The following is a 16,004-nucleotide window of genomic DNA, read 5'->3' on the forward strand; positions in this document are numbered from 1 at the left end:
GTCTCTCCTATCCTATTTTTGATTGAATATCTTGTGCCTTGTCTGCTGGAACAAATTGCGTGACAATCTCCATACCGGTCGCTAACAATTTTTTGTACGTTTCAACATTTTCCTCTGAGGCATATGCTCGAGAAGACAGTTGCAGGGCATTTTCTTTGACCATTGTTCCCCCAACGATCAAACGATCCAGCTCAATTCCGTTTTCTACTAAATGAAGAATCGTTTCCGGTTCTTTAACAATGACAAAAACTTTTTCTTTATCGTATTTTCCCTTTTTAAAATTGGTAATCGCTGTTTCCTCTGTGATAATTGACACTGCCATACCTGCCGGACGTGCTAAACGCATACTAGATTTCTTTATGTCATCATTTGCTACTGAGTCATCAATCACCATTACCCGATTTGCTTTAGACATTGGGGCCCATTGTGTAACAATAATTCCATGCAACAGTCGATTATCAATCCTAGACATAACAATACTCATAAATAATTCCTCCTTTATCTTTCACTTTTCATTAAGCAAGTTGCGTGCCAAAATAAAAATAGCTTGATAAATCAAGCTATTTTTACATAATCATAAACATATTTAACTTCATGCGGCGGGATGTCGACACTATAATAATGTTCAACGACACTAAATGACTGTTTAAAATAATTCTGAAAGTTATCGAACTCTTCCGTTGTATCATTCATGTAGATTTCATCTTCTAAAACACTTTGCTTGACCAGGCGTTCAATTAGACAACTAATATGCACATATAAGCCAAAACAAGTATTATTATCTAACGACACACCTAAACTGTTTTGCAAAATATAAATTGCATCAGAAACTTGTTCTAATAACTTTGTTGGATTCAAGATCGTCAGCTGTTCCATCAAATTTGTAAGACTAAAGTTCTTTAAGATATTATCATTTAGAAGTTTCAGTTCGTTATCGCTAAAATGTCGATTTAATTGATTCGAAAATTTTCCAATATTCACTCCCAAAATTAACTCCTCAATTGAAATAAATTCAATATCCTGTAATTGTGGATTTAGTGTGCCCACAATGAAAAGAATATTATTCTCTTTACGAAGCTCTTCTAAATAATTCTCATTCGCTAATGAATAATAGTCACAAGTTTCTATCACTAAATTTGTAGCAGTGGGAAAACTGTCCTCTAGTATCTTTTTCAATTTGAATGACGTTCCTAAACCACTAGCACAAGAGCAGACAATCATATCTTGTTTAAGACTTGACGCCTCATAAATATAATCAATACTTTGATTCTCTTTCACTTGTTCAAGAATCTGTTTAAGCGGCAAATTCAAAAGCAGTTGATTGGCAACATCGATCGCCATTCTAGTAGATACATTGTTAAGTAAGCCTAATTTTTTCTGTGAATCCAATTCTAAATTCTGATAAATACTTTCTAATGACCCCATATCGACTAGCAAGATAATTTCCTCATAACCAGTACGTTCATGTAAATAACTGTTGATTTTTTCTGAAATCTCACTGCTTGAAGTCGTTAGCGGCATATCAATCGCATCAAACATATATCTTCCAATAAGTCTATTTGCTGTGCTTGCGATACTGGTTGCTGTTAAATCACCATGCGCTAAAATCAACGCTAAACGCTTTTGTTGGAACTCTTTATTACACATTAACTTAAATAGAATGACTAAAATTAACTTATGAATCTCGGATAAATGGATATCCCCATTCTGAACAAAGCGATTCACAAGCTGAGCCTCTTGACTGCAGCTTCCCTTAATGCTGTTGTTAAACATGAGCAGTTTCTCATTGATTGGTACATGTGTTTGGTGAATCCAAGCGTTCAAAAAAATCGAAATGATTTGCAAATAATAATAATCCACTTCTATTTGAAAATCTCGCTCTAATTCCTTGATATATTGTCTAAATCGTATTACTTGATAGGTTGGATACGTAAGTGCGGCGTTATGTTGGACATCCACATTCTTCTGCCTGAAATATTTATCATAGTCCTCAAAAAGGGATTGAATGTCTTTTTTATCTGTCCATCGTTGATATAGTGACTCAACTAGTTCATTTACATTAAAGCTGTCATCTGCTTTTTCTAGATCATCTATTCCGATAAATTTTAACTCTGTATTCCTTGCTAACGTCTTCATCCCATTCAAATTGATCCATTGTGGTAAATGATACATTTGAATAGCTAGTTCTTCTGATCCTTCGGAAGAAGAAAAAGCGTTTGCGCATGTCAATTGAATAATGTTTTTTAGATTCCCAACATTTCCTGTAAAACGATAATTTAATAAGAAGTCTAATAGTTGTTGAGACAATATTATTTTTCTCCCAATCCTTTTCGCTTCTTCTTTAATAAATATCCTTATTAATTGCTTTCTTTCATACAGAGAACGGCTATCTAATGGTGGCAGTGTTAGCTTCACAGGGATCCTACGCAATAAAGTTGGTAAAAGTTTTTCTTCTGGCGACTCCGATGTGGCAAAAATGATCCAACAGTCCGAGGTATACCAGTTTTCATTGTCCCCCATTCGATGGAATTTTCCGCTATCCATGAATTGAAATAGCTTTTCTTGACATTCACTGCTTAATGCATGAATCTCGTCAAGAAATAGGACCCCTTTATCTGCTAATTCAGCTAATCCTTTACGGTCATTTTCTGCTCCAGTATACGCACCCTTTACATGACCAAAAAAATTCGCTAAAAATAATTCGGGATTATTAGCATATTCACTACAATTGACAGAGATAAATGAGGCCCGCTCATCAATAACCTCATTTGTAATAAGATCTCTATAAACATAATTTGCCAGATAGCTTTTTCCTGTTCCCGTCTCACCATGAAGTAAGATTGGCAATCCGTTAGGTGGATAATAAATGGCTGCTTTCATTTGTGAAATGATATTCCTCAAGCTTCCTTTACTACCAACAACTTGTTCTAAACCGAAATTAAAGAAATTATCATACCACTTTTCTGCCTCATCCATCGTGCTAAAAATATGTTGACCAGAAGTTTTTTCAGGAAATGAGAAAAAGATAACGGGCCGACTATTCACTTTCCCAAATTGACCATTTTTTACAAACTCGTTTAAATATTGAGAAACAATATTACGACTCACCCTTAATGTCTCTGAAATGGTTTGAGCAGTATTACTACTCCAAGTTTTTTTGCTTTTCGAATTTTTAAGAACAAATTCAAAGATCTCTTCTTTCAATTTTTCCACAACAATGAACCTCCTCGACACTAACGCAAATATCCGACACTATTTTATCATACAAATAAAGGGGGCGAAAGGAAGATTCAAATTGAATAATAATTTGAGAATTTTTCTCAGCTAAATTAGTACTTAAAAGTTATGATAGTTTATACTAAGAGTGTCAAAAAAATCACTATAATAGTTTAAGAACTGTTTCTCAAGTTTAATCAAAGGAAAATAATAAAAAAATTATTAGCTACTCTGAAGGTAATATTGCCGAATGCCTCAACTCTACGGCAAGAACAGTACTTATAATTATAATGAAGAAGCTCAGGTCATATAAAAAAGAAAGCCTTTAGTCAACATCAAAAAAGGATACCAATTTCAATTTATTTCCTCCATTTTGAACGAAAGAGTAGCCTTGTCTTATCCACTGAAGAACGATAGAAATAATTACTTATATACTTAAAATCCCTGATACATCAAAAGTATCAGGGACAACACAACTCTATTTTTATATCCACTTGCTGGTGTTCACAGTCGATTTGTTCGTAGTAATTAACGTAAAATCATGAATTCAGCTCATCAAACATGTCTATAGTTCATTTTCTGCCAAGGTCAAATCGACTTTTTTTATAAATGGATAATAGATGGCAATTGATGACACTATAATTATAAACTGCCATAAAGCAACACGCCATCCACCAATCAGAAAACCTGAGATAACAGGTGGCGTAGTCCATGGTACCATTACACCAGTAAATAAGGGAAGTATACCTAGAGACATGAGTATATAACTAGAAGCTCCTACTAAAATAGGAACTAACACAAACGGTAACAATAAGTAAAGATTCATAACAATAGGCACCCCGAAAATAATTGGTTCATTTATGTTAAACAAATTAGGAATGAAAGCTAATTTCCCTAGCTCTTTTAATTGTTTAGATTTTGCAAAAAATGTGATAAAAAGTACTAAGCCAATTACAATACCAGCACCAGTCATACAGAGAAAATTGTCCCAAAATTGTTGAGTAAAGATATGTCCCCCATTAGCGATCGATAGCTCTTTTCCTGAGTCAATAATTGCTTGATTATCTGCCATATTTGATTGCAGAATGGGTGATAATATGGCTCCACAAATATTGCCTCCGTGAACACCAACCCACCATAACAATGACATAATCATCGCCATAATTACAACTCCCCAAAAGGAATCAGTAATCCCTTGTAATGGTGTTTGAACCATCTTGTAAATAAACTCTGCAAAAGAAGAATTAGTAACAAAATAGAAGACAGCGAACAATAACCCTGTAATAGTTAAAGTGATTCCAGCAGGAACTAACGCCGCAAAAGAATCAGCTACTCCCTGAGGTACACCATCTGGCATCTTAATTCGAAGATTTTTTTTCATGCAGAAACTATATAACCAACCTACTCCGAGACCAATCACAATAGCACAAATCATTCCCTTTCCTGATGTCCAATCTTTTGAAATCACATTAATTGCCAAGTTCCCATCCTCTGTTGCCACAGAAGACGGTATCAGTAAAACAAACGCGGATAAAGCAGTGAGACTTCCGGCAAGTGATGCCTGGATTCCTTCATTTTTGATATAAGTGTAAGAAATACCGATTACAGCAAAGAACGCCATTAAATTGAAGGACGATTGAAAAATTTGTGAAAATACTATTCCCAATCTATTACCATTAACCCAGTTTGCTACTATCGGAATTGGAATATTTGCTAAAAGCAAGAAAATTGATCCCACGATAAGAAATGGCATTGTATACATCATACCATCTTTTAGTGCCCTAATTGCTTTGGTACTAGTGAACTTCAAAACTGCAGGTATCACTTTTTCATTAATTAAGTTTCCCAATTTATACACCTCTTTTATCATTTTATACCTAAGATTAATCTTTCAAACATTCTCCGTTTGAATCTATAACATCTTTATACCAATAAAATGAAGCTTTCTTATAACGTTTTCCTGTCCCAATGCCGCCATCTTCCAAATCAACATAGATAAATCCATACCTTTTTGCATATTCACCTGTAGAAGCGGCCACAATATCGATAGCTGCCCAAGGAGTATAACCTACTACTTCAACTCCATCAATTTCAATAGCCTTTATCATTTGTAGGATATGATTTTGCAAATATTCAATTCGATAATCATCCTCTATTTGACCATCTTGGAATTTATCATAAGCCCCAAAACCATTTTCAACAATAAACATCGGCAAGCCATAACGTTCATAGACCTCATTTAGAATTATTCTCAATCCGATAGGATCTATAGCCCATCCCCAATCACTTTTAGGAACATTGGGATTTGGTAATTCTATAAACTCGTTCTGCTCATCGAACTTCGCAGTTGTCGACTTATAGTAGCTGAATCCGATAAAATCAACACATCCATCTTTAATGAGCCCTAAATCTTCATTGGTAATATCCAACTTGAAAGCTTTCCGTTCCCATAACTTTAGAGTGTACGACGGATAATTCCCTCTTACATGAAGGTCACTAAAGAAATATCGTCGATCCATAGCTTTTACAGCTGCCATTACGTCTTCAGGTTTACTTGAATACGGATAGATTGGCCCAAAGTGAAGCATACATCCAACTTGACAAGTTGGATCAATTTTCTTTGCATCAATCACAGCTTGAGCGCTAGCTACAAATTGATAGTGGCTAATTTGATACATTGTTTCCTCAATATTCTCTTCACTATTGTATAAAACGCCACCACCAGTCCATGCATTAAAAGGATTGTCGGTATCAATTAAATTATTTATCTCATTGAAAGTCATCCAGTATTTTACTTTTCCTTTATACCTTTCAAAACAAGTATGTGCAAATCGTCTAAAAAAATCTATCATTTTACGATTCCGCCATCCTCCATAAGCTTTTGATAAGTGCAACGGCATTTCGAAATGAGATAATGTCACAATAGGTTGAATCCCAAATTTTAAACATTCATCGAATACACGGTCGTAATAAGCTAATCCAGCCTCATTAGGTTCCGTTTCATCCCCATTTGGAAAGATTCGAGTCCACGCGATACTTAGGCGAAAACACTTGAATCCAGCCTCAGCAAACAGCTTAATATCTTCTTTATAATGATGATAGAAATCTATAGCATTATGATTTGGATAGTACAAATTTGGAAGAACTTCACCCGTAATTTCTCGCGGCTGTGTCACACTGCCTGCAGACATCACATCTGTTACGCTTACTCCTTTCCCGTCAATATCCCAAGCTCCCTCGTATTGGTTTGCAGCTACTGCTCCACCCCATAAAAAATCTTCTTTCATCATCACTAATCAATCCTTACTTTTTTCTTTTTCGACTAATTCTGAAATATTTTCAATTTCTTCATAATTTTGAAGCAATTTAACTGATGTTAATACATCAAAAACATATTGTAAGCTTGCAAGGTAAACAAAATTACTCAATTCAATAGTGTTTTTAGTTGTCATTATGACTACCGTTTCATCACAGATTCGACTAATTTCCCGATTGTGGCTATCACAAATTGCAAGCAAATGATATTCATCGTTCAATAAATGATCAGCAATCTCATACATATGTCTATTGCGCCCTGTATGAGTTAATATAATTCCCAATGTTCTTTGTCTATTTCCTTTTTTTACAAATTTTGAATTCATGGGATTCAACGCATTGTAAGCGTACGCGTCAACACCAATTTCTTGAAGATTCAATTGAAAAACCTTAGCTAGTTCAAAATTTAAACCCTCACCATAAATTTCAATACGCCGAGCATTTCTGACTAAACAATGAATATTTTTCAGTTGATCTGATTCTATAAGATTTTTTGTATAACTAATTGAGCGTTTGTGAATCGCCTCAATTTTTTTTAAAATCATCAACATATCATCTTCAATTTGTAAATTTTGAACATCTAAATCTCCAGCTAATTCCAAAATATTAGGTAATTCTGAGGCATAAATCATTTTGAATTCTGAATAGCCACTGACCCCTGCTTTTTTACAAAGTCTAAATACAGTCGCGGAGCTTGTATAACTTACTTGCGCTAACTCTGTGATATTCATCGTTAATATGTCTTTTGGATGAGCTACCAAATATTCAACCAAATGTTTCTCTTGCGGTGTCAAATTCTCGATATTTTGTATTTTGTCCAGTAACAATTTTCTATCTCCTTCGGCCGAAATGGGGAAATACTACTGATCTGTTTCTATCTTAAAACCTTACATATCAAAAAACAATAGGTATAGACTTGTTAGAAAAACGTTTTCAAAAAAAACAATTCATTTCTTTAAGATTGAAAATATTTTCCAATCTATATGTTTCTAGCTTAATTTTACAATCAGCTTATTATAAAAAAAGAAAAAGGGTGTTCCTACTCAGATTGAGTAACAACACCAAATATTATAGAGCCCAAAAAATACGTCAAAAGAATCATTTGTCTATTCAAATAATTTTTTCATGTAGGTAATGCCTGATCGAATCAGTAACAGTCCATATTCAACTATCTAAAGATTAACCGTTTGCGAAAGCGTTGTTAATAAATTATTGCTAAATTTTCTTAGAATTTGTTCCCTTCTACATAAGTTGGCAAAGAACGCCTGACCAGTAAATTTCAATATAGGAAAAGGATCTAGAACCCTTTAAGATTCTAGATCTCTTTCTACTCTTCAAGTGATTGAATTATTTTTTTTGCGTTATTAAAACTAATTCCAAATCTAGAGACGCCTAGTTCTTTCATTTTATAAACTGTATCTTTGTCTCTAATCCCACCAGCTGCTTTTATTGGAATCCTGCCTCGAACCTCATCTGAAATTAACTTTATGTGACTAAGTGTGGTATTTCCTGATAAACCTGTAGCTGTCTTAATATAATCTGCCTTAGTATCAATCAATAAACAACTCGCTTCTCGAATTTCTTGATTGGATAATACCGGCGTTTCAATGATACATTTTAACGGAATGGTTGGACCAATCGCTTGCTTGACAGTATTAATGTCACGGCTTGCTTCTCGATACATCTTTCCTTTTAAATAACCAATATTCAGGACCATATCGATTTCTTTTGCACCTTGTTCAACTAAATACTTCGCATACGATGCTTTAATTTCAGTTGGGTCATGCCCTGCCGGAAAACAACAGCCTGCTCCAACCAATGTATCACTGCCTCTTAACTTTTCTACCATTAAGGGGACAAAACATCGCGGACCAATCACCGAGTAGAATTGATGATCTTTTGCATATTCAATCAACTCCAACGTGTCTTCCAATGTAGCACCCGCATGAGATAGCGTGCAATCCAACATTTGGGAAAACTGAAAAGTATTAACCATTCAATTTAACCGATATTGAGACGAGCCAACTCGTCATCGATTTTCTGCATATCACTCTCTGCTAATTGCCATTCGAACGTTTCGCAATTGATTTTGGCTTCTTTTTCATTTCTTACGCCCAATAATGCTGTATTTACAAAGCTTTTCTGAGTGGACCAATTAATAGCGACTTGTGCGACAGGTTTTTCATACTTCTCTGCCACATCATCCAAAGTTTCCAAAAGCTCCATAATTGTCGAAAATGCTGGTTCCTTAAAGAATGGATAGAATGTCAGCCGGAAATCCTTTTCATCGAACTGCGGCAGCTCACGAATAGTTCCTGTCAAAATACCTGCCCCTAATGACCCAGAAGTCATGGTAGCTATTCCTTTCATTTCTGCCCATTCCATCAATTCTTTTTGTGATTGGTTAACCATCGAAAATGGTGGTTGGATTACATTGATCTCACCATACTGCAACGCCTCTTCAATTAACTCTTTTGACGAATTACATAGACCGGTATATCGGATTTTTCCAGCTTTCTTCAAATCATTCAGCGCGGCCATCGTTTCTTCTATAGAGGTATTCACATCCGGCCAATGCATCAAATAGAAATCGATATAGTCAGTTCCCAGACGTTGAAGTGAGTCTTCTACCTCCCGTATGACTGCATCATATTTATTATTTCTAACAGGTTTTCCATCAAAATGGCTAATATAGGAGCCAAATTTAGTCGCAATATATAACTTACTACGATCATAATCTTTGATTGCTTCACCAACGATTTCCTCTGCTGTTCCTTCACCATAGATGGGTGCCGTATCAATGATATTCACACCTTCATCCAGCATTGCTTTGATCGCTGCAACTGATTCTTCACGATTTACTTCACCAAAGCTGCCTCCCGCTGAATTTTCTCCCCCCATTGCCCATGTCCCGACTGCAACAGAAGAAATCTCTAGGTTAGTATTACCAAATGTTTTATATCTCATCGTTTTTCTCCTCACTCTGAATTGAATCTGCTTGTTTTTTTATCAATTGGTATAAAATGTAATCTTGCTCTTTATTCAAGCCGCAGACATCTTTTAAAAGCTCATCAATTGTACGTTCATCACTTCTTTGTAAATATCTTAGACCGTATGCCACTCCTTTTGCGATATAGAATGGTAATACTTTATGTTCTAAACACAATTTTGCTGGACCAATGAACCGATCAGATGTACCCAATTTTGTCTCTGGATTAGCGATGACTCGTTGAATGGGGTCCTTAATATCTTGATTCAATTTATCTTGCATATAGACCGTCCACGCCTCATCTTCTTTCGAATCAAAAAGATAACTAGACTTAACTGCTTGATGAGCTTCTTCAAACGCCTTCTCAATCCATGTTCTTATAAGCTGATCTTGCTGAGCCTCGTATACATAGGTCATTCCTTCTACAGCTCCTATAAAAGCAGCCATTGTGTGGCGCATATTTCCGACATATACCTTCCTGTATATCCGACCTTCTGCATTGTCTACAAATTCAACATCTGAAATTTGAGGCTTTTCTCCTTTAAATGTTACTCCATCAATTTCCAAATGAGGATTGACAGTGATCATAACTGCGTATGGATAGTTTTTACTTAACTCATTAGACAACGGCAAGGCAGCAGAAAGGACCATTACCTGATTTACGCCTACCTTTTCATGGAAGTAATTCAACGCCTCTGGATCATCTTTCAAGTACTCAGTGACAAATCGACTGAACTTCTGCGGAGCTCCTAATGAATTCACACATAACATAATATTTTTAAAACTTTTTTGATTGCCTTGTTGAATCGTTTGTGCCAAGCATTTTGCTATACTTTCAAATGCGCCTTCATATACACAACAAAAAATGAAATCATGCAACATTAAAGCATCTGATAATTTGTTTGGAGAAACTATCGAAAAGGAAGAGATATGTTTCTCAGTTTGTCGAGATTTCTCCTCAACAAATACAGAATACCCTCCTTGTTCTTTCATTTTTTCTAAATTCTCAGAGTTAACATCATAAAAAGATAGATGATAACCTGCACTATTTAGCAAGTAACCCACAACACCACGTCCGATATTTCCGGCACCAATGATTAATGCATCTTTCATATTTTTTCTCCCTTAGGCTATGATGCCCAACATAAATAATGCTACACCGACTACCATTGTTCCTAATAATAATGGAACAACTTTAACGCCTCTATCTAGTAACCAATAAATGATACCTACAAGAATCAATGAGAGCATACCTGGTAAAATACTATCCAATGTTTCTTGTAACTTCATTGCACCATCTTTTACCGAACCTCCAATTACAATTGGAGTTGAAATTTTGATATTAAACGCGCACATCGCTCCAATGGCCATTAAACCTACAACTGAACATGCATAAGACACTTTTTGCATGAGGTTTGATTTTTCAGACTGGATAATAAAATCGCTTCCAAGATTATAGCCTAGTTTTAGAGAATAAAAACGCGCTAGGAAATTCGGGATATTGTAGACTAGCAGAAAAATAATTGGCGCTAAAGCACTCCCCTTCGCAGCCATTTCTGTAACCATCGCCGTAGCAATAATTCTTAAAGTTGCTGGAAAAATAGTATCACCAATAGCGGATAATGGTCCCATTAACGCTGTCTTCATACCGCTGATCGTAGTAACATCAAAATCATCAGTTTTGGCATTTTCTTCTTCCATCGCTAATGTAATTCCTAATGGGAAACCTGCCAATGAGGGGGTAATATTAAAATACTCAATGTGATGGCGAGACACTGCTTCATTCAACTTATCAGGCTGATCAGAATAAATTTTTTCTAAAGCTGGGAGCATCGAGAAAGTAAAGCCACTATGCATTTGTCCTGGGTAATCATTCATACAGTTTAATGCAATATATCTGACAAAAACGCGATTCAAGTCTTTTTTTGATAATTTAGAAGTCATCGTCCAAATCCTCCTGTCCTGTTGCCGGTGCAGTATTTAAGTTATGAGGGGTTAACATAATGATCACAAACATGACCGCTAACAATGTGATCGCAATTGTTGGCAATTTCAAGTATGCTGCCAACATAAAACCAATAAAGAAAAACGGAGACATTTTTTTACTAATAATCATTTTTAAAAGCATGGCGAACCCAATAGCGGGTAACAAATTCGCTGCTGCAGACAAGCCATTAATAACATCTACTGGAATAGATTTCACAAATGATTGAACAGCACCACTACCAGAATAGACTGCCAGTAAGCCAAAGATAAAATAAATACCAAAAGTAGATATCCAGCAACCAATCACATAGATTCTTGAAGCCGCCTTCATTTTACTTTTTTTCAACTGATTACTCATTGCTGTTGCAAATACTGAGTTAAAAAGTTTTACAACAATAAACAAGAATCCACCTAGAAGTCCGATTGGAACAGCTAAAGCCGTTGCTAATTCAGGTCCTGTATTGGTCATAATAGCAAATGCAGTTCCAATAACCCCTGCTGCTGCTCCATCAGGACTGACCGCTGCACCTACCGGGAAAGACCCGATAAAAATAACTTCCAATACTCCACCAATAATTATCCCCTGAGTCACATCTCCTAAAGCTAGACCCATCAAAGTTGAAGCAACCAATGGACGTGAAAGATAACAGTAACCAAAAAACATATCCATTTTACAAATACCTAACACCAGCCCTGCCAGTATTGCTTGTAACATATTATTTTCCTCCTCTACTCAAAAACAACACTCACGCGATAAGCACCCGGAACAGTTGCTGCCTCAAATGCAGCTTGAATATCCTCCAATGGGAATTTTTCTTCAACTAGTTTAGAAACATCTATCTTTTTATCACTAATCAAATCTGCAGCATATTGAAAATCATCAATATCCGCACTAAAAGTCCCTAGTAACTCCATCTTTCTATAATGAATCGTATTGGAGTCAATATTCATCTCTGGAGCTGGATAACCCGCGGCAAATAGGAGAATTTTTCCATCGATTTGTTTAATCATTTCTAGTGCTTGATTGTTAGCCGATGTTGCCCCTACAGCTACAACAACCGCATCCACTCCTTGATCATCAGTAAGGGCTTTTACCATCTCAACCGGATCTGCTTTAGAAACATCTACCACCTCAAAGCCATATTCTTTAGCCGTTTGAATTTTCTTTGGCATCATTTCAGTTAAGATCACTCGGCAGCCCATTTCACGAGCAATCAATGCATTTAAAATCCCCATCGTTCCTGCACCAATCACAACCAAGGTCTCGCCTTTTTTCACCCTCAACTTACGTAAGCCTTCAACAACTGTTCCAGCCGGTTCAACAAAGGCTGCTTCAGACGGATCAATCGCTGGATTCATCTTGCATAACGCCCGATAGGTCTTAACTACATATTGTCCACAACCAAAATTGCCATAATATCCATCATCAGAGGCAATATTCATGATTCCTCGATGCGGACATTGACTCGTTTTTCCTGCTTCACAATATTCGCACTCTCCACACCAATCGTAACCAACCCCAATGGTATCTCCAATTTCAAAACCTTTTACGTCACTTCCCATCTCAATAATTTTTCCACTGTACTCATGACCAAACGCCATCGGCAGTGGTTGTTTTCCTAACCGCGCCCCATTCCAAACACCATATTCTGAAGTACATAAATTACAGGCATTAACCTTAACAAGAACCTGATCATCCTTAAGTTCAGAAATTTTTCGTTCATGTACTTCTGCAATAAATTTTTCTGTAATGACGGCAAATTTTGTTGATGCTGGATTTGTCATTTGTTCTCCTCCATTTTTTTGATTTGATGATACGTAGCTTCATAAACTTTCTTTGGATTTTTTTGATACTTAGTTGCTGTATATTCCAAACAAAAATCTCCTGCATAACCAAATAACTCTAGTTCTTTTAAAACCTTAAAAAGTTCAAACTCTCCATCATGCCAAGCAACATGGGCAAATTGATTACTCTGATAATTTGTCAAATGACAATAATCTATCTTGTCACCAAAAGTCTGAAAATATTTTGAAATACTATCCTCACTCCGTAAAACTGTTCCCGTATCAAGAATGACTTTAAGATTTTTGTGATCAACTTCAGTAAAATACTCAAACATTCGATCACAGGAGTTTACAAGTTTTGTACTACTTTTGGTCAAAGGTTCGATTGCTATTTTAACTCCATAGGATTGAGCGAATTGGCATACCCACCGACACAGTTCAACCGAACGTCCCCAAGCCACTTCCCAAGCCTCATCTTGAAAGGACCAACCAGATGTAACCATAATCCTGGGCACTTCCAATTCATGGGCAGCATAGATAATTTGTTGAAAGTAATTTCTCGTCCGTTGGATTGCTTCCGTATTCTTTACAGCTAAATGGAAAGGATTCGGACAACTTTGTCGAGGACTTAAACAACTTATCACTAAATGCTGTTCGCTCAATTTCTTTCTCAAGGTATTTACATCTTCGTGCCAAAAATTGTCAACATAAAAATGTGTTGGACAGGTCCAGAGATCAATCTTTTTAAAACCAATCTCTGAAACCTCCCGTAAGAAAGTATCCAATTGATGCTGTTGGTAACAATGATTCATTGGCGCAAAACGTTCAATCATTTTACCAACGTCCATTTGACTTAAATAGCTTCATATAATGCATCAATTTCTCCTTATATCCATCTGCTCCGAGTGCATATAGCTGTTGCATATTCATTCGTTTCGTAGTAAATTCATCCATATTTACTCCAGCAGGGACTTTGATTTCAAAATTATTTTTACAACTTGCCTGTATTCTATCTAAACCAGACATGACTAAATCAGTGTTTAGATTTACTTTTTGAATTCCATGTTCAATCGTTTTTCTCAGATTTTCATCGCCAGAGCCAGAACCCCCATGAAGTACTAAAGGCTGTTCAATCTGCGCTGCTAAAGTATCTAGCAAAGGAAAATCGATCTTGCATTCTCCCTGATACACTCCATGTGAAGTTCCCACAGCCACTGCTAGACAATCAACTTGCGTTTGTTTTAGAAAGTCCGAAGCCTCTTCTGGCCTTGTCAAACCTGAATCTCTTGTCTTATCATATTCATATGCTTGACCCACATGTCCCAGTTCTGCCTCGACTGAAATGCCACAAGCATGGGCTATTTTTACAATCTCAGATGTTTCCTTTACGTTATCCTCAAAACTACTTTGAGAACGGTCGATCATGACCGAGCTGAAACCTGCATGAATCGCGTTTACAATATCTTCATAAGGTCCTCCATGATCTAAATTGAGTGCAACAGGAACCTCAGGGTATCTTCGTTCATAGAAACGAGCAATGTCCGCACATTCATAAATCCCATGGACGCCTGCAACATCTAAAATAATCGGTGCTCGCAATTCTTTAGCTGCTAAAAAACAAGCTTCAATGGTTTCACGATTGAATACATTTGGTGCCGCTACCCCATACTTCCCTTTTTTTGCTTCTTTAAGTAACTCATGCATTGGTATAATCATTGTCTTCCTCCAGTTTCTACTTATAATTTACGATCGTATCTGTTGGAACTTGTTGAATTTCTATGGTAATTCCGTTAGCGGCTAATTCTTTCAGTTGTTCTTCCTCACCAGGAAAAACATTGATAGCTTTGGAAATATTTTTTGTGCCTTCTCGTGCTTTCGTTCCACCAAGATTCAACTTCTCAATTTCTGGAACTCCACTGATCAGCTTGTATGCATCGCCAACTGAACCAACAACTATGAACAATTTATACTTTTCCGTCTTACCTGATTGAATTGCTTTAATTGAATCTTCAACGTTTTTGATCACAACCTTAATGTTATGGGGACAAGCCATTTTTAAAGTCGCCTTTTGTAATGGATCATTCACCACTGCATCGTTAGCTACAAGAATACAATCCGCTTTAATACTATTTGTCCAAGACAAAGCAACCTGACCATGAATCAAACGATGATCAACACGAATTAGTTTAATCATAATTTTCCCTCCTAAAAATCATCTTCTTCTAAATCCATTTGCAATTGATTACAATAAACAAAATTTTCTCGTGCACTCGTCATAGCCTTTTGTACTACTTCTGCTCCTTTCATCTTGGAATCATTGATCAATACCAGCAGTTCAATCACAAAGGCTAAGTTCATTCCTGCGATTAGATGGATCTTTTCCCCTTTATTGATTCTTTTTATCCATTCATTATTGACGCTGCCACCAAAAATATCGGAAACAATAAAAAGCTCATTCTCTTGATTTTCTAAAATAATGCGATCAATTTCTTTCTCAATATCTTCATCCTCTCTGACGTACGCGCAGTAATAATCGATATTATCAAAATTTCCTGCAATCATTTTAACTGTCTCAGTCATTCCTCTAGCCAAGTTACCGTGACTGAAACAAATAATTTTTCTCATCGAATTCCTCCTTCTTCTCTCTTCACTTTTAATATAGCAATTGGCGTGCCAAGTAGTTGGTTGCTAAGGAAAACACTTATAAATCAAC

The 16,004-nt window shown here is 36.2% G+C and carries 15 protein-coding genes; all 15 read right to left on the bottom strand.

Going from position 1 to position 16,004, the window contains the following annotated elements:
* Window positions 1-7: 7 nt before the first annotated feature.
* The gene (locus tag CBF37_RS01080) at window positions 8-484 is read right to left on the bottom strand and encodes a PTS sugar transporter subunit IIB (RefSeq protein ID WP_105467014.1); all 477 of its coding nucleotides are present in this window, start codon (window positions 482-484) and stop codon (window positions 8-10) included.
* A gap of 71 nt (window positions 485-555) precedes the next feature.
* Window positions 556-3,213 (bottom strand): sigma 54-interacting transcriptional regulator, encoded by a 2,658-nt coding sequence (locus tag CBF37_RS01085; RefSeq protein WP_002350297.1) that lies wholly within the window; start codon window positions 3,211-3,213, stop codon window positions 556-558.
* A gap of 568 nt (window positions 3,214-3,781) precedes the next feature.
* Entirely contained in the window at window positions 3,782-5,074 is a 1,293-nt protein-coding gene (locus CBF37_RS01090) for a PTS sugar transporter subunit IIC (RefSeq protein WP_370683876.1), read from the bottom strand.
* Window positions 5,075-5,099: 25 nt separating this feature from the next.
* On the bottom strand, window positions 5,100-6,506 hold the full coding sequence (locus CBF37_RS01095; RefSeq protein WP_002350299.1) for a 6-phospho-beta-glucosidase: 1,407 nt from the start codon (window positions 6,504-6,506) through the stop codon (window positions 5,100-5,102).
* 6 nt (window positions 6,507-6,512) lie between these two features.
* On the bottom strand, window positions 6,513-7,358 hold the full coding sequence (locus CBF37_RS01100) for a MurR/RpiR family transcriptional regulator (protein WP_002350300.1): 846 nt from the start codon (window positions 7,356-7,358) through the stop codon (window positions 6,513-6,515).
* 500 nt (window positions 7,359-7,858) lie between these two features.
* Window positions 7,859-8,527 (bottom strand): deoxyribose-phosphate aldolase, encoded by a 669-nt coding sequence (deoC, locus tag CBF37_RS01105; protein ID WP_002350301.1) that lies wholly within the window; start codon window positions 8,525-8,527, stop codon window positions 7,859-7,861.
* Window positions 8,528-8,532: 5 nt separating this feature from the next.
* Complete coding sequence (locus CBF37_RS01110; RefSeq protein ID WP_002350302.1) at window positions 8,533-9,498, bottom strand: aldo/keto reductase; 966 nt, start codon at window positions 9,496-9,498, stop codon at window positions 8,533-8,535.
* Window positions 9,488-10,633 carry a mannitol dehydrogenase family protein gene (locus tag CBF37_RS01115; protein ID WP_002350303.1) on the bottom strand — a complete coding sequence of 382 codons (1,146 nt, stop codon included), beginning with the start codon at window positions 10,631-10,633 and terminating at the stop codon, window positions 9,488-9,490. Before CBF37_RS01115 ends, CBF37_RS01110 begins: the two co-directional genes overlap by 11 nt.
* A 12-nt stretch (window positions 10,634-10,645) precedes the next feature.
* The gene (locus tag CBF37_RS01120) at window positions 10,646-11,464 is read right to left on the bottom strand and encodes a PTS system mannose/fructose/sorbose family transporter subunit IID (protein ID WP_002350304.1); all 819 of its coding nucleotides are present in this window, start codon (window positions 11,462-11,464) and stop codon (window positions 10,646-10,648) included.
* On the bottom strand, window positions 11,454-12,221 hold the full coding sequence (locus tag CBF37_RS01125) for a PTS mannose/fructose/sorbose/N-acetylgalactosamine transporter subunit IIC (RefSeq protein ID WP_002350305.1): 768 nt from the start codon (window positions 12,219-12,221) through the stop codon (window positions 11,454-11,456). The genes CBF37_RS01120 and CBF37_RS01125 overlap by 11 nt, the downstream gene beginning before the upstream one ends.
* Before the next feature lie 14 nt (window positions 12,222-12,235).
* Window positions 12,236-13,291: a zinc-dependent alcohol dehydrogenase gene (locus CBF37_RS01130; protein WP_002350306.1), complete on the bottom strand. Its 1,056-nt coding sequence runs from the start codon at window positions 13,289-13,291 to the stop codon at window positions 12,236-12,238.
* Window positions 13,288-14,139 (bottom strand): sugar phosphate isomerase/epimerase family protein, encoded by an 852-nt coding sequence (locus tag CBF37_RS01135; protein WP_002350307.1) that lies wholly within the window; start codon window positions 14,137-14,139, stop codon window positions 13,288-13,290. Before CBF37_RS01135 ends, CBF37_RS01130 begins: the two co-directional genes overlap by 4 nt.
* Window positions 14,126-15,007, bottom strand: coding sequence for a class II fructose-bisphosphate aldolase (locus CBF37_RS01140; RefSeq protein ID WP_105467013.1), 882 nt, complete (start codon window positions 15,005-15,007; stop codon window positions 14,126-14,128). The genes CBF37_RS01135 and CBF37_RS01140 overlap by 14 nt, the downstream gene beginning before the upstream one ends.
* 16 nt (window positions 15,008-15,023) lie before the next feature.
* A complete protein-coding gene (locus tag CBF37_RS01145; protein WP_002350309.1) occupies window positions 15,024-15,485 on the bottom strand; it encodes a PTS sugar transporter subunit IIB in 462 nt (153 codons plus the stop codon).
* 11 nt (window positions 15,486-15,496) lie between these two features.
* Window positions 15,497-15,916, bottom strand: a complete 420-nt coding sequence (locus CBF37_RS01150) for a PTS sugar transporter subunit IIA (RefSeq protein ID WP_002350310.1) — start codon at window positions 15,914-15,916, stop codon at window positions 15,497-15,499.
* Between the last annotated feature and the right edge of the window lie 88 nt (window positions 15,917-16,004).

Origin of the sequence: Vagococcus vulneris, assembly GCF_003950515.1 — a bacterium.
Classification (GTDB): domain Bacteria; phylum Bacillota; class Bacilli; order Lactobacillales; family Vagococcaceae; genus Vagococcus; species Vagococcus vulneris.